We start from the raw sequence: 14,891 nt of genomic DNA on the forward strand, positions 1-14,891 counted from the left end.
CCGTCGCTTCGTCGTCGCAAGTCATCGACCTGACTCGGCCCGCCCGCGGTCGTGGCTGCGGGACGCGCTGACGCGAGTTGCGGGTGCGGACGTGCTGGTGGTCGCGAACCTCCATGGTGTTCATCGACCTGACTCCGCAGCGGCGAGCTCGCGTCAACGGTGGCTCTACCGGAGCCTACGATGGGCGATGTCCCGGGGCCCTCTGGTGGTCGAGCCGCACCTGTGGCCGCTCCCGGTTGATCTGAGCGCGCCAGTCCCGACGTCGGGACTGGCGTTTTGGATTCACGAGTCCCCGCGGCCGGTGTACTCGCCGCGTGACAGACCGTCGTTCTCGCGGACAGGGTGGGGATCTCGGGCCAACTGGCTGATGCGTTGCGATTTGTCGGTCCAGAGGTTTCCGGGCGGTGTGATCTGCGTAACCGCGAAGCCGATCAGCGAAGAGGGTTCCCCGCGGCATATTCCCAGGTAAAACGGTAGGTTTTATCGAGAAAGCGGCCTCGTTCAGACGTCTGTGCAGGTGGGGACGGCTTTTTGGGGGGTTCACAGGGGCGGGCGCCGAGTGCATGCTGTGGGCATGAACGCAGCGGAGGTCTTGGTGGCGAGGCGCCACGTCGACCTCCTTCGCGTGTGCAGCGCGTCCTGTTGAGCCGCTCTTTCGTGCTCCGACGCCACTGATCGGCGAACCCCCTCCATCACCGGCTGCCCCTTGGCGCCGGGCCCCCTGCCGCCTTCCTTCCGCTGCCCCCTCCCGGAGGTGCCTCGTGTCCACCCATCTGCTCGATCCACCGCGCTCGGCGATTCCCGAAACGGCGGCGCGCCCCGCGGTCGCCGCCCGTTCCGGGGCCGTGCTGCTGTCCCTGCTGCGCCGGGCCCGCAAGGTCAGCGGGCTCGTCGTCGTCCTCGCGCTGTGGGAGGCCGGCGCCCGCGCGGGCTGGCTCGGCAGCACGACCCCGCCGCTCAGCGACGTCGCCGTCCGCGGCTGGGAGATGGCGTCGTCGGGCGCGCTGTTCCAGAACCTCGGAGTGTCGCTGGGGCGGGTGCTGAAGGGCCTGGCCGTCGGGCTGCCGGCGGGGCTCGTCCTCGGGCTGCTCTCCGGGCTGTTCAGGATCAGCGAGGACGTCATCGACGCCCCGGTCCAGGCGGTCCGGATGCTTCCGCACCTCGCGCTGGTCCCGCTGTTCATCATCTGGTTCGGGATCGGCGAGACGTCCAAGGTCGGCCTGATCGCGGTCGGCGTCGTGTTCCCGCTCTACATCAACGTGTTCCACGGCATCCGGGGCGTGGACGAGCGGCTGGTCGAGTCGGCCCGCACCTGCGGGCTCGGCCGTCTCGGCCTCATCCGGAAGGTCATCCTCCCGGGGGCGCTCCCGCAGATCCTCGTCGGCCTGCGCCTGTCGCTCGGCGTCGCCTGGCTGACGCTCGTCGTCGTGGAGCAGTCCGCGACGGCCAGCGGCATCGGCTTCCTCATCAACCAGGCCACCCAGTTCCTGCAGATGGAGACCGTCTTCCTGGTGCTCGTGGTGTACGCGCTGCTCGGCGTGTCGACGGACCTGCTGGTGCGGCTCGTCGAGCGGCGCGCCCTGGCGTGGCGGCGGGGGCTGGTGGCGCGATGACGACGACGGTTGCGCAAGGGGTCCGCGTCCGCGGGCTCCGGCGGGTGTTCGGCGAGCGCGCCGTCCTGGACGGCGTGGACCTCGACATCGCGCCCGGCGAGTTCGTCGCGCTGCTCGGCGCGAGCGGCTCCGGGAAGAGCACGCTGCTGCGGGCGCTGGCCGGGCTGGACGGCGAGGGGGGCGGCGAGATCGACGTCCCCGGCAGGCGGGCCGTCGTCTACCAGGAGCACCGCCTGCTGCCCTGGAGCCGGGTGTGGGGCAACGTGGTCCTGGGCCTGCGAGGACGAAACCTGCGCGAGCGGGCCGAGGCGGCCTTGGCCGAGGTGGGGCTGACGGCGCGTGCCGACGCGTGGCCGCTCACCCTGTCCGGCGGCGAGTCCCAGCGCGTCGCGCTGGCACGGGCGCTGGTGCGGACGCCCGACCTTCTCCTGCTCGACGAACCGTTCGGGGCCCTGGACGCGCTCACCAGGCTCAACGCCCAGGCGCTCGTAGCCGACCTGTGGGCCGAGCACCGGCCGGCGGTCCTGCTGGTCACCCACGACGTCGAGGAGGCGCTCCTGCTCGCCGACCGCGCGCTGCTGCTCGCGGACGGCCGGATCGAACGGGAGTACACCGTGGACCTTCCCCGGCCGCGGTCGCTGGACGATCCGGGGTTCATCGCGCTGCGGCGCGACCTGCTCGACGGCCTCGGCGTGCGCACCGTCCTCCAGCCCCCGCCCACCGCCATTCAATCGACGAGCTCCGCTCGACGGACCGTCCTCCAGCCCCCACCCACCGCCATTCAATCGACGAGCTCCGCTCGACCGACCGTCTGACCGCCAAGGAGGCATCATGACCGACCTGACCGCCGACGTGCTCGTCGCGGGCGGCGGCCCCGCCGGCGCGTGGGCCGCGATCAAGGCCGCGGAGGCCGGCGCCGACGTCGTCCTCGCCGACAAGGGGTACCTCGGGACGAGCGGCGCGACGGCGTCGGCGGGCACCGGCGTCTGGTACGTCGAGCCGGAGCCGGAGGCCCGGGAGGCGGCCATGGCCGGCCGCGAGGCGCTCGGCGGGTACCTCGCCGACCGCGGGTGGATGGCCCGCGTCCTCGACCAGACGTACGCGAACATGAACGAGCTGGCCGAGATCTCCCGGTACCCGTTCCCGGTGGACGGGAACGGCCGCCAGATCCGGCGCGGGCTGCAGGGCCCCGAGTACATGCGGCGGATGCGCGTGCGGGTCCGCCGGTCGGGGGTGCGGGTCCTCGACCACAGCCCGGTCACCGAGCTGCTCGCGGACGGCGCCGGGGCCGTCGCCGGCGCCGCCGGGTACCGCCTGCGCGACGACCGGCCGTTCCGGGTCCGGGCGGGCGCGGTCGTGCTCGCCACCGGCGGGTGCGCCTTCCTCAGCAGGGCGCTGGGCTGCGACGTCAACACCGGGGACGGCGCCCTGTTCGCGGCGGAGGCGGGCGCGGAGCTGTCCGGCATGGAGTTCTCCAACGCCTACGCGATCGCCCCGGCCTTCACGTCCGTGACCAAGACGGCGTTCTACTCGTTCGCCACCTTCTACCACGCGGACGGGACGGTCCTGGAAGGCGCGGGCAGCCGGCGGGGACGATCGGTGATCGCCCGGACGCTGCTCAGCGAACCCGTCCTGTGCCGCATCGACCGGGCCACGCCCGAGGACCGGCGGGCGATGCGGCTGGCGCAGCCGAACTTCTTCCTCCCGTTCGACCGGCAGGGCATCGACCCGTTCACCGACCTGTTCCCCGTCACGCTGCTCGCCGAGGGGACCGTCCGCGGCACCGGCGGCATCCGGATCGCCGGCGCCGACTGCTCGACCTCGGTGCCCGGCCTGTACGCGGCGGGGGACGCCGCCACCCGCGAGCTGATCTGCGGCGGCTTCACCGGCGGCGGAAGCCACAACGCCGCGTGGGCGATGTCGTCCGGCACCTGGGCCGGGCAGGGCGCCGCCCGGTACGCCGCCGCGCTGGGCGGACGGGCCGGCGCGCGGACCGTGCACGCCCTCGGCGAGGCGGGCGTCCGCCCGGAGGGCCCGGCGGCGGGCGGCCACGCCGACTACGTCGCCGCCGTCCAGGCCGAGGTGCTGCCCTACGACAAGAACCTGCTGCGGCATGGCGGGCGCCTCGCCCCGGCCCTGGACACCCTGGACCGGACGTGGCGGCAGCTGCGCGGCACCCTGCGCGAGGAGGGCGCCGGGGTCGTGCGCGCGCGGTCGGCCGCCGCCATGACCGCGCACGCCCGCTGGATGTACCGCGCCGCGCTCACCCGCACCGAGACGCGGGGCATGCACAAGCGCCAGGACCTGCCCGACCAGGACCCGGCCCAGCACCGCCGGCTCCTCACCGGGGGCCTGGACGAGATCTGGACGCGTCCGGAGACCGGGGCGGTGGCGTCGTGATCGAGATCATCTCGCGGGAGCGGTGCATCGCCTGCGACAAGTGCGTGGACGTGTGCCCGACGAACGTCTTCGACCGCGGCGCGGACGGCGTCCCCGTCGTCGCCCGGCAGAGCGACTGCCAGACCTGCTTCATGTGCGAGGCGTACTGCCCGGTCGACGCCCTGTTCGTCGACCCGCGCTCGCACGCGCTGCCCGAGCCCCCGGACGAGGCGGCGCTCGCCGCGGACGGGACGCTCGGCGCCTACCGAGCGCAGATCGGCTGGGGCCGCGGGCGCACGCCCGGCGCCCGGCTCGCCATCGGCCCGTCGCTGGATTCCGCGGGCGCCCCCCTCACCTCCTGACCCCGACCCGAACGACCCCCATGAAAGGCGACACCGTGAGATTCCCCCGAGTTCTGGCCGCCGGCCTCCTCGTCCTCGCCGCGACGGCGTGCGGCTCCTCCGAGGCCGACAGCGGCTCCGGGACGCTCCGCATCGGAGTGATCGGGTCGGGGGTCGGCAACAAGCTGACCCGCGCCGTCGGCTTCCTCGACCAGCGCGGCGAGCTGCTGCCGGAGCTGAAGGCCGCCGGCATCACCAAGATCAAGGTCGCGACGTTCCCGAACGGCCCCGACCTGAACCAGGCCCTCGCCGGCGGCTCCCTCGACATCGGCCAGTACGGCGACACCCCTGCCCTCATCGGCCGGGGGCAGGGCCTGCCGACCCGGCTGCTGTCGCTCAACTCGATCCGCCTGGACGCCGCGATCGTCGCCCGGAAGGAGGGCGGACCGGCGTCCCTCAAGGACCTGGAGGGCAAGCGGATCGGCGTCCAGACGGGCTCCTACATCCACCGCTACCTGCTCGGCGCCCTGAAGCAGGCCGGGGTGAAGCCGAAGGAGATCATCCACATGTACACGCCCGCGATCGTCGCGGCGCTGGAGAAGAACTCGATCGACGCGGGAGGCCTGGTCTCCGCCGACCAGGTCGCGCAGGAGCAGAAGGGCTACAAGTCGATCGACATCGCGTCCCGGGACCATCCGGACCTGCTCGGGACGTCCGTCACCGTCGTGACGGAGAAGTACCTGGCGGGACACAAGGACATCGTCCAGGTGTGGCAGAAGGCCGAGACCAAGGCCGCGCGGGTCGCCAAGGCGGACTGGCCCGGCTACACCGCCTACGTGGCGCGGACCGGCGGCTACGCCGCCGACGTCTCGGTCAAGACGACGCTGAAGGACCAGCTGCCCGACGAGCCCTTCCCGGCGGAGGGGCTGAAGCTGCTCGAAGGGACCAAGACGTTCCTCGTCCAGCAGGCGCTGATCAAGAAGGACTACGCCCTCGAATCCTGGCTGGCGCCCGGGGCCAGGCCGTGACCCCGCAGGACACCGACGTCCTCGTCCTCGGCGGCGGGCCCGCCGGGGCGTGGGCGGCGCTCGCCGCGGCCGGCGCCGGGGCCAGGGTCGTCCTCGCGGACAAGGGCTACTGCGGCACCAGCGGGCCGACCGCGTCGGGCGGCAACAACCTCTGGCACGTCCCGCCGGACGGGGAGGCGCGGGCACGGGCGGTCGACGGGCGCTTCGAGCAGAGCGGCCGGCTCGCCGACCGCCGCACCATGGCGCGCGTCCTGGACGAGACCTACCGCCGGGTCGACGACCTCGCCTCCTTCGGATACCCGTTCCCCGTCGACGAGGACGGGGTCGAGCGGCGGGGCAGCCTCCAGGGGCCCGAGTACATGAAGCGGATGCGGCGCCGGGTGCACAGATCGGGCGTGACGATCCTCGATCACCACCCCGCCCTGCGCCTGCTCGTGGACGACTGGGGCGTCGCGGCCGGCGCGTCCGGCATCGCCCGCCAGAAGGGCGGCGAGACCTGGACCGTCCGCGCGGGCGCGGTCGTCCTCGCCACCGGAGGCTGCGCGTTCCTGTCCGGCGCGTTCGGCACCAACGTCGACACCGGGGACGGGCACCTGATGGCCGCCGAACTGGGCGCCGAGCTGTCGGGCATGGAGTTCTCCAGCGCCTACGCGTTCTCGCCGGCGCACGGTTCGCACACCAAGGGCCTGATGATGCAGTTCGCGACGTACTACACCGAACGCGGCGTCCCGATCGACGTGCCGGATCCGCTCGGTGCCAGGATCCGCGTCGCGGAGCGGCTCGCGGCGGGGGAGAAGGTGTACGCGCGGCTGGACAGGGCGCCCCCGCAGCTCCACGAGGCGATGCGCCAGGCCCAGCCGAACTACTTCCTGCCACTGGACAAGGCGGGGATCGACCCCTTCCGCGACCGGTACGAGCTGCGCATGGTGCTGGAGGGCACGGTTCGCGGGACGGGCGGCCTGCGGATCGTCGGCGACGACTGCGCGACGACCGTCCCCGGCCTGTACGCCGCCGGCGACGTCGCGACGCGGGAACTGGTGTCCGGCGCCGTCAGCGGGGGCGGCGCCTACAACGGGGCATGGGCGATCTCGTCGGGCACCTGGGCCGGCCGCGGAGCCGCCGAGTTCGCGGTGGGACGGGCGCGTCCCCACGCCGTCCCGGCCGGGCGCGCCGGCCTGCGCCCCGGACGGCTCGACGCGGCGACCGTCATCAGGGCCGTGCAGGACGAGATGCTGCCGCTCGACCGCAACCTCTTCCGGACGCGGGACGGGCTTCGCGCCTCGTTGGCCGTCCTCGACGCGCTGTGGGAGCGGATCACGTCCCAGGGCATCGCCGGAACCGGTCGCGAACGCCTCCGCGCGAGGTCGGCGGCGGCGATGACGGCGCACGCCCGGTGGAGCTACCGCGCCGCTCTGGCCCGTCCCGAGTCCCGGGGCATGCACCGGCTGGAGGGCCTCCCGCAACTGCCGCGGTACGAGCACCGGCGCCTCGTCGGCGGCCTGGACGAACCGTGGACGGCCCCCGAGCCCCAGGAGGCGCCGGCATGATCGAGGTGGTGAGCGCGGGGCGCTGCGTGCGGTGCGACGTGTGCGTCAAGGTGTGCCCGACGGACGTGTTCGACCGCGGTCCGGACGGCGTTCCGGTGATCGCCCGGCAGAGCGACTGCCAGACGTGCTTCATGTGCGAGGCGCACTGCCCGACGGACGCCCTCTACGTCGCGCCGTTCACGGGTCCGGCCCCGGAGGGCTCGCCCCACACCGACGAGGACGCGCTGGCCGACGCGTTCGGCGACTACCGGCGCATCGTCGGCTGGGGCCGCGGCCGCACCCCCGGCAGCCGCGCGGACCGCAACCACGTCTTCACCGAACGCCTCGGCCCCTGACCTCCGCATGAGGCCGACCGGCCCCAGGCCGGGCGATCGGCCGCGAACTCCCGGGCCGAGGGGTTCGCGGCTGTCGGCGTCCCTAGCGGGTGGCGACCGGATCGTCGTCCTTGGCGAGGGCGAGGAAGAAGTCGCGGACGTCCTCGGCGAACGGCTCCGGCACCTCCATCGCGGCGAAGTGGCCGCCGCGTTCGAACTCCGACCAGTGCCTGATGTCGTACAGCCGCTCGGCCAGCGGCCGCACCGACTGCGTGATGTCGCGCGGGAGGACCGCCACGCCGACCGGCGCCCGGCACGGCTCGGTCCGCCGCGGGGCGTCGTGGTGCAGCCGCGCCGAGGAGGCCGCGGTGGCGGTGAGCCAGTACAGCGAGACGTCGGTGAGCATCCGGTCGTCGTCGATCTGCGAGCGAGGGTCCGTCCACTCCGCGAAGCGCTCGGCGATCCAGGCCAGCTGGCCGACCGGCGAGTCGGTCAGCGCGTAGCCGATGGTCTGCGGGATGAGGGCCTGCAGCGCCTGGAAGGGCGGACGGTTCGCCATCAGCTGCCTGACCTTGGCCAGCCGGGCCTCGTCGGCCTCGGACAGTTCGATGCCGGCGTCCGGGGCCGGCCGGGTCGGCAGGTAGTTGACGTGGACGCCGACGACCCGCTCGGGGGCGACGGCGCCGAGCGCCAAGGAGACGCCCGATCCGAAGTCGCCGCCCTGCGCGCCGTAGCGCTCGTATCCGAGACGGCGCATCAGCTCGGCCCAGGCCCGCGCGATCCTGACGACGTCCCAGCCGCGCTCGTGGGTCGGGCCGGAGAAGCCGAACCCGGGAAGGGACGGGATCACCAGGTGGAAGTCGCGGGACAGCGGCTCGATCACGTCGAGGAACTCCAGGAACGAGCCGGGCCAGCCGTGGGTGAGGACCAGCGCGAGCGCGTCCGGCCTCGGCGACCGGACGTGCACGAAGTGGATGTTCTGTCCCTCGATCTCGGTGGTGAAGTGCGGAAGCTCGTTGAGCCGCGCCTCGTGCTCGCGCCAGTCGTAGCCGGTGCGCCAGTGCTCGGCCAGTTCCCTGAGCCGCGCCAGCGGGAAGCCGTAGTCCCACCCGGCGTCGGCGACCTCGTTGGGCCAGCGGGTGCGGGAGAGCCGGTCGGTCAGGTCGTCGAGGTCGGCCTGGGGGATGTCGATGCGGAACGGCTTGATCATGCTCTGACTCCAGAGATCGCCACTTCGTTGGCATTGCCAACGTTGGTGCTGCCAACTCTATCCGAAACTGTTGGTCGTGCCAACAATGAGGGATGGCGAGCGACATGGGCGGGGGGACAGCGCACGATCGACCGCGGCCCGAGGTGACGGAGATGGTCTCCTAGGCACGCCAGAAGGAGGCGGGGAGTGCCTCGACCTCGGTCGCGGCCTGCTCCAGCTGCTCGGCGAACGGCCGCAGCGCGGTCTGGCCGGCGTCGACCAGGCGGCGGATGACGCCTGCCTGGCGGCGGGCCCGGCCGGTGACGACGCCCGCGAAGGCCGCGCGGTCGCCCTCGTAGCCGTAGCCGTCCAGCAGGAGGTGCAGACGCCGGGATCTGTCCTCGAACGCCGTGAACCCCTGGAACTCGGCGACGTGCCGGGCCTGGAGCGGCACCCAGGTCAGGGCCAGGTGCGCCAGGTCGAACTCGCGCGAGGAGGGGCCTGCCGTGTCCCAGTCGACGAACCCGACGAGGCCGCCGGCCTCGGTCCACACCACGTTGTACGGCGAGGCGTCGTGATGGCCGATGACCAGTCCGGGCCGCCAGTTCTGCCCCGCGAACCAGGTCGCGTCCTCCGGGGGGACGAAGGACGCCGTCGCGTCGTGCAGCCGCCGCATCCACGCGGCCGCCTGCAGCAGGGCTCCGTCCGAATGGGGCCACGCCGGCCAGGGGTGGCGTTCACCGATGGTGTCGCCGTGCAGGAACGTCAGGACCTCGCGCCCCTGCCCGTCGTACCCCAGCACCCGGGGCGCGCCTTCGAACCCCACCGTCTCCAGGTGGCGCAGCACGGCGTGCACGGTGGACGTCCAGGGATTCGCGGGACGGTGCACGGTGTCACCGATGCGGACCCCGCCCACGTGCCTGCCGCCCGGCAGCGGCTGCTCTTCCATTCCGGCCATGTAACCTGCGGCCCCGCGCCCGCGCATCTGGTTTTCCAGGTGCGCCCTGCTCGGATCCCGATAATGGCGCGAACCTTTCCCCTGCGGGCGACCGTCAGACAGACGCGTGTTCCTCCAGTGTCCTTCCGTTGTCTTCTCTTCTCGGAGCTCCCCGTGACCAAAACGATCGCGATCCGACTGGCCGTGAGCGGCCTGCTCCTCATCGGCGCCGCCGCCTGCGACGGCGACGGCGGGAACGCGGCGGCCGGCTCCTCCTCCGCGCCCGCCCCGAGCACGCCCTCCGGGGGCACGACCGATGCGCCGCCGCCCTCCGCGGCGCCGCCCACGAGCGCCCGGCCGTCGCCGCCGCGGGCCACGCCGTCCGACCCCAAGATCACCAACAGCAGGCAGATCGTGATGATCGATCCGGACGGCAAGCGCTACACGTTCACGAGGATGGCGCAGATGGCCGCGGGCATGCGCGTCACCATGGGCGAGAACGCTCCGTCGGACTTCTGCGAGAAGTCCTACCGGCAGGGAGTTGAGGGAGGCGGGTCGTTTCCGGCGGGACGTGATGCCTTCCTGGCCGCCTGCCGAGAGGGATGGCGCAAGTCCGAACGCTGGATGCGGCAGCAGCAGTAGCGACCGGGCGGGACGCGGCGGTGATCGACGAGTTCAGAACCTGCGGGCCGAAGGTCCGGCAGGGGTCCGCGGACCGGCCGCCGCCCCGTCCTGAGCTTCGGTGATTCTGTCGAGCACTGTGGTGTAGATGTGCCGCTTGTCCGGGCGCGCCTTGCCGGCGGCGTGCCTGAGGGCGGGGACCGCCGGCGCCCCGAGAAGGACGAGCCCGTCGGAGACGGCCCTCCGGACGGCCGGGTGGGAGTGCGTGAGCAGGCCGACCAGCGCCGGGACGGCCGGCTTCCACGCCGCGTGGCACAAGGTCTTGACCGCCGAGCGCACGATGTCGGGTTGCCGGTCGTCCAGCAGCAGCACGGTGTGTTCGAGGTAGTCCTCGCGGTCCATCGCCTTCCGGGAGATCCGGTGGGCGTGGAGGCGCACCCTGGCCTCGGGATGGCCGAGCGACTCGGCCAGCAGCTCCCTGAACTCCGGATCGGGGTCCGCGGTCCGGTCCGCGCCGTGCCGGCGCGTGCGTGCGGGGTCGTCGTCGTGACTCTCGGCGAGCAGGGTCAGCGCCCGGCGGATCTGCTCGGGGCCGCCCGTACGGGCCAGCCGGAACAGGTCCGCGCGGGCCGGCCGTCGCGCGGCCTCCGGGACGGCCGGCCGGCTCCGGAGCGCCGAGAGAGCGGCGGAGTCCCGCTCGGCCGCGCCGGGACGGCGCAGCGGCCCGTCCACCAGCACGAGCTTGTCCGCGAGGTCGTGGCGTCCCTCCTCGCGTAGGCGCCGGTGCGCCCGCGCCAGCGTGGGGGTGCGCAGCAGCGCGACGCCGGAGACGAGATCGACCAGGCCCCAGTCTCCGTTGTCGAGCCGGCCGGACAGGGCCTCGGCCAGGACGTCGGGGTCCGCCTTGCGCAACGCTCGGCCGGCGGACGTGTGGAGGGAGCGTCCGCCGTGCTCCCACCATGCGGCCAGCAGCGGGATGAACCGGTCCACGTCCGGCGGATCCAGATGAGAGGCGACGCGGGCGATCCGTTCGCGAACCGCGTCGCCGCCGGAGTCGCGGTCTGCGGCCCGGCGCAGTTCGGTCTCGCTCACGAGCGCCAGGGCCTGCGCGAGGTCGCCGGAGACGGCGAGGTCGACCCGGCCGTCGAGGAAGGCGTGCAGGACCGCGAGCCGGAACTCGGGTTCGGGCCAGCCCAGCATGGCGCGGGCGGCGGCTTCGCGCCGGTCCCGCGCGGGATCTTCCAGCAGCCTCAGGAGGCGCTCACGCTGAACCGCCGAACGGGGCTGGTCCCGGTCACCGGCACGAGACGCGCGGTCCGGCGCGGACCGGCGGGCGTCCTCCGCGATGGTCCACGGCGGTGCGCCGAGGGGCTGCAACTCGATCATCCAGTCCAGCAGAGGCCCGCGCACCCCCGTGTCGGCTTCGACGAACACCTCGATCAGTGCGTGGAGCCGGTCCCTCGGACCGATCGGGCTGTCGCCGAGGTCGGCGGGCCGGTCCGCGACGCGGAATCGCCGGAGGCCGTCAGGGGTTCGGGCGGCCGCGAATAGGGCGTCCCGCCACCGGGTTATGGCGGGAGGCTCGGACGTCTCGGCGCGACCGCTCGCGGCGGCGTCGGCCCGTCCTGCCGCCCCGAACGCCTCGCGCAACACCTCCGCCTCCGCCAGCCACGGGTTCGCGCCCGCGCGGGCGGCGGCCAGCGCCCGCCCGAGATCGGTGCGGGTCAGCACGGCGCCGCACCGGCGCAGCAGCACGAGGAGGGACCGGCCTCCCACGGCCCCCTGGGGCAGCGCGCGGATCCGAGCGGCGATGTCGAACCCGCTGGTGGAGGGCAGCCGCCCGACCGCGTCCTCCAGCAGCGCGAGAAGGCGGTCGCGATGAGCGTCGCCGATGTCGGCCAGCCCCGCCACGAGTGTCCGCGCGGACCGGGCGAAGGCCTCCGACTCACCGGCCGTCCACGGCGGGGGGCAGAGGCGCGACACGAGCCGCAGGACCCGGCCGCGCTGTTCCGGCTCCTCGGCGGCCAGTTCCAGCCAGCGTTCCAGCATCGGCCGGAGCAGGCTCAGCCGTTCGGCGGTCGGCTCGGCGGAATCCCGATCGACCCTTCCGGCGAGGCGGCGTGCGATCTCGGTGTTCCAGCCGCGGTCCACCAGGGCGTCGATCTCAGCGTCCGGCAGGGCGGTCTGCGGTTCTTGCCGACGGCTCGGTGGCGTGATGCCGTGGGCCGCCATCCGGTCCGCCAGCTCCGCGGCCGTACCCGATCCAAGGGTGAGCCGGCGTCCGGCGACGAGTGAGAGCAGGGCCGCCCCGGTCGGCGACCCCTGGTCGGCCAGGGCTCCGACGGCACGGGCGGACAGCGCCCCGCCGAGCCCCGCCGCCAGGAGGGCACGGGTGCGGTCGTCGGCGGCGCGGTCGGCGGCGGCGACGACGGTCGCGGCGTAGGCGTCGCCGAGGATCGTCCGCAATGCCGCGACGAGCGCGCTTTGCAGGCCGGGGTTGTCGTGCCTTCCGAGCCAGAACAGCAGCTTCGGCACTGCCGCGGGGGCCCCGGCGTGGACCAGCGCGTTCGCGGCGGTCTTCTTGACGTTCATGTTGGGGTGGTCGAGGCAGGCGGCGATCGCCGCCGCGGCCCAGCACGCGCGCGCGTGCCCGAGCGCGAGCAGCGCCTGCCGCGCGGTCTGTACGTCGGAGGCGGCGGTGAGCGGGATCAGGCTCGCCGACAGCGCCTGCGCGTCCTCGCCGTCGGCGTCGCGGGCGAGGAGCGCGATCACGTGCTTGCGGACATGGCGGTCACGGTGGCGCAGCAGTGGATGCACCCGTGCCCTGATCCCGCGATGGGAGATCTGCAGGAGCAGGCTGAGCAGCACCATCTGTTCAGCCGCCGTCAGGTCAGGGCGGTCCAGCAGATCGAGCGCGATGCCGGCGACGAGCGCCTCGCCCGCCTCACGCGCGTCCGCGGCGTCCAGAAGACAGCGCGGCCTGATCTTTCCTCTCTCGTGGAGGCGGCCGCCGAGGTCGCGGACGGCCGCGATGACTTCCTGCGGCACCGTCGGTTCGGTGGCATCTGCGGACGCGCCCGGCGCCCAGGACGCCGCGAGATCGGCGACCACCCGCAGCAGGAGGTCGGCGATGGCCGGCACGGTCTCGGAGCCGGCGTTGCGCGCCAGCCTGCACAGGGCCTCGACCGGCTTCTCCGGGTCCAGGCCCGCGCGGAGCAGCGCCATTTCCCGTTCGTCCGGGCCGCCGAGATCCGCGGCGATCCGGCCCGGCAGATCCCGCGGGGCGAGCCGGACCAGGATCGACCTTCGCTGGTCGGGGTCCTCGGTGAGATGCCACAGCACTTCCAGGGCCCGGTGGCGCACGGGCCGCAGGTGAGGCACCACCGCGACGCTGCCTTCGGGCCCGTCCAGGCCCAGACCGTCTCGCAGGGCGGTGACCGTCCGGGCTCCGCCCACGGCTTCGAGGGCCTCCACCGCTGCGGCGGGCGACCTGGGCAGCGCGGCGATGACGGCCTCTTCGGCGGCCGTGTGGCGCAGCGCGCGGATCGCCCGCAGGAACGGCCGGGCATCCGGCGCGGAGCGCAGCAGGTCAGTGACCTTCTCGCCCACCGGCAGGTCCCCGGTGCCCTGAGCGGCCAGAGCGACCAGGAGCTCCAGCCGGCGCGGCCAGTGCGGATCGTCCGCATCCGCGCCCATCAGCTCCTTGAGCGTCTCCTGCCGGGACGTGAACAGGACGGTGGCGACGTCGTCCGCGGGCACCGAGTGGTCGGCGACGGCCAGGCGCACGATCGCCGGGACGGCGTCGCCCGCCGGGAAGTGCCCGCGCCGGTGCAGCCCGCGCAGGCATCGCGTGACCGGCGCGGCGAGCAGGAGCGGGTCGGTGGCGGCGACGCTCACGAGATCGCCGATGTCGTCGCGGCTCGCGAGGTCTCCGAGCAGCTCCAGAGCCCGCTGACGGAGCCCTGGAGGCCGCCCTCGGTCGGCGGCCACGTCACGGAGCAGGTCCTGATGCCCATGGCGGGCCGCGGCTTCGATCGCCGCGGCGGCCACCGCGGGGACGGCGTCGCCCGGCCCGCCTTCGAGGAACCGGTAGAGGTGCTCCTGCGGCAGCGGATCCAACGCGGCCCAGGGCTCGGACAGCTCACGCAGCGCCGCCGCGGCGACGCCGGCCGCGGCGGCGCTCGCGGCGGGCTCCCCGGCGATCGTCCCGGTGAGCCCCACCACGAGGGTCCGGGCTCGCTCGGGCGCCAGCAGCCCCGCGCGCAGGGCCTCGCGGGTGACCCGCAGAGCCTCCGACCGCAGCACGGGGTCGAGCCGCCCCATCAGCTCCCGGGCGAGGCGCTCGGGTTCGTCGACGTCGGACACGCCGATCGTGCGGACGGCCTGGTAGAGCAGCTCGCCCGGGGGCTCGTCCCGCACGGTCTCCGGCCGGTCGGCGATCTCGGCGCTCAGCCACGCGATCTGGATCCGGACCGGCAGATCCGCCTTCCGCCACTGCGGCCAGGGCCGGTCCCGGAGGTGGGAGCGCAAGCGCAGACGAAGGCGCGCCAGGGCCAGGGACGCCTCCGGCGAACCGTCGAGGGTTCCCGGCAACGAGGCGGCGAACTCGGCCAGCTCGGAACGGTCCTCATCCCGTCCCGCCTCAAGGCGTTCGGCGAGGCACACGAGGCCGAGCGCCCGCAGGCGTGCGTCCTCGTGCCGGACGAGGAGCCGCAAGGTGGCGGGCGGGCACCGCGACGGATCGAGCGCGGCCGCGAGCCCGTCCGCGTCGGCGCAGCGTATGGCGGTGAGGACCGGGTCGTCGACCGACGTCATGCGCTCTCAACTCCAGCAGATCACGGATGCGCGCCAAGCGTAGCGAGCGCTCCGCGCCGCCCCCCGGCGGGTTCCGGGTGCCGGGGCGCGGCCCGTCCCGGACCCCG

General features: G+C 73.9%; 11 protein-coding genes. 8 read left to right on the plus strand and 3 right to left on the minus strand.

The features are described 5' to 3' along the window. The first annotated feature begins 761 nt into the window (after nt 1-761). From ABWI04_RS02510 to ABWI04_RS02540, 7 genes are read left to right on the plus strand one after another with little or no spacing between them, the layout of a single operon-like run. Nucleotides 762-1,613: an ABC transporter permease gene (locus ABWI04_RS02510; protein WP_353831251.1), complete on the plus strand. Its 852-nt coding sequence runs from the start codon at nt 762-764 to the stop codon at nt 1,611-1,613. Then, nucleotides 1,610-2,428, plus strand: a complete 819-nt coding sequence (locus tag ABWI04_RS02515; protein WP_353831252.1) for an ABC transporter ATP-binding protein — start codon at nt 1,610-1,612, stop codon at nt 2,426-2,428. The genes ABWI04_RS02510 and ABWI04_RS02515 overlap by 4 nt, the downstream gene beginning before the upstream one ends. Before the next feature lie 16 nt (nt 2,429-2,444). Further along, a complete protein-coding gene (locus ABWI04_RS02520) occupies nt 2,445-4,013 on the plus strand; it encodes an FAD-binding protein (RefSeq protein WP_353831253.1) in 1,569 nt (522 codons plus the stop codon). Continuing rightward, on the plus strand, nt 4,010-4,354 hold the full coding sequence (locus ABWI04_RS02525; RefSeq protein WP_353831254.1) for a 4Fe-4S binding protein: 345 nt from the start codon (nt 4,010-4,012) through the stop codon (nt 4,352-4,354). Before ABWI04_RS02520 ends, ABWI04_RS02525 begins: the two co-directional genes overlap by 4 nt. Nucleotides 4,355-4,389: 35 nt before the next feature. After that, nucleotides 4,390-5,361, plus strand: coding sequence for an ABC transporter substrate-binding protein (locus ABWI04_RS02530; protein ID WP_345172205.1), 972 nt, complete (start codon nt 4,390-4,392; stop codon nt 5,359-5,361). Further along, the gene (locus ABWI04_RS02535; protein ID WP_345172207.1) at nt 5,358-6,908 is read left to right on the plus strand and encodes an FAD-dependent oxidoreductase; all 1,551 of its coding nucleotides are present in this window, start codon (nt 5,358-5,360) and stop codon (nt 6,906-6,908) included. Before ABWI04_RS02530 ends, ABWI04_RS02535 begins: the two co-directional genes overlap by 4 nt. After that, nucleotides 6,905-7,243 (plus strand): 4Fe-4S binding protein, encoded by a 339-nt coding sequence (locus ABWI04_RS02540; protein ID WP_345172210.1) that lies wholly within the window; start codon nt 6,905-6,907, stop codon nt 7,241-7,243. The genes ABWI04_RS02535 and ABWI04_RS02540 overlap by 4 nt, the downstream gene beginning before the upstream one ends. Before the next feature lie 82 nt (nt 7,244-7,325). On the opposite strand, the gene ABWI04_RS02545 is transcribed toward ABWI04_RS02540, so the two are convergent. Then, entirely contained in the window at nt 7,326-8,432 is a 1,107-nt protein-coding gene (locus tag ABWI04_RS02545; RefSeq protein ID WP_353831255.1) for an epoxide hydrolase family protein, read from the minus strand. A gap of 160 nt (nt 8,433-8,592) precedes the next feature. Continuing rightward, complete coding sequence (locus ABWI04_RS02550) at nt 8,593-9,360, minus strand: phosphotransferase (RefSeq protein WP_353831256.1); 768 nt, start codon at nt 9,358-9,360, stop codon at nt 8,593-8,595. A gap of 162 nt (nt 9,361-9,522) precedes the next feature. Here ABWI04_RS02550 and ABWI04_RS02555 point away from each other — a divergent pair, with 162 nt between their 5' ends. After that, nucleotides 9,523-9,990, plus strand: coding sequence for a hypothetical protein (locus tag ABWI04_RS02555; RefSeq protein WP_353831257.1), 468 nt, complete (start codon nt 9,523-9,525; stop codon nt 9,988-9,990). 33 nt (nt 9,991-10,023) lie between these two features. On the opposite strand, the gene ABWI04_RS02560 is transcribed toward ABWI04_RS02555, so the two are convergent. Beyond that, on the minus strand, nt 10,024-14,784 hold the full coding sequence (locus ABWI04_RS02560) for a HEAT repeat domain-containing protein (protein ID WP_353831258.1): 4,761 nt from the start codon (nt 14,782-14,784) through the stop codon (nt 10,024-10,026). Nucleotides 14,785-14,891 lie beyond the last annotated feature (107 nt).

Source organism: Actinomadura sp. NPDC000929 (genome assembly GCF_040492065.1).
In the GTDB taxonomy this organism is placed as follows: Bacteria; Actinomycetota; Actinomycetes; order Streptosporangiales; family Streptosporangiaceae; genus Spirillospora; species Spirillospora verrucosospora.

Bases quoted from the DNA above. Each gene is read 5' to 3' on its own strand.
- ABWI04_RS02515 (WP_353831252.1), top strand. From the start codon at position 1,610: ATGACGACGACGGTTGCGCAAGGGGTCCGCGTCCGCGGGCTCCGGCGG.
- ABWI04_RS02560 (WP_353831258.1), bottom strand. From the start codon at position 14,784: ATGACGTCGGTCGACGACCCGGTCCTCACCGCCATACGCTGCGCCGAC.
- ABWI04_RS02540 (WP_345172210.1), top strand. From the start codon at position 6,905: ATGATCGAGGTGGTGAGCGCGGGGCGCTGCGTGCGGTGCGACGTGTGC.
- ABWI04_RS02550 (WP_353831256.1), bottom strand. From the start codon at position 9,360: ATGGAAGAGCAGCCGCTGCCGGGCGGCAGGCACGTGGGCGGGGTCCGC.
- ABWI04_RS02545 (WP_353831255.1), bottom strand. From the start codon at position 8,432: ATGATCAAGCCGTTCCGCATCGACATCCCCCAGGCCGACCTCGACGAC.
- ABWI04_RS02520 (WP_353831253.1), top strand. From the start codon at position 2,445: ATGACCGACCTGACCGCCGACGTGCTCGTCGCGGGCGGCGGCCCCGCC.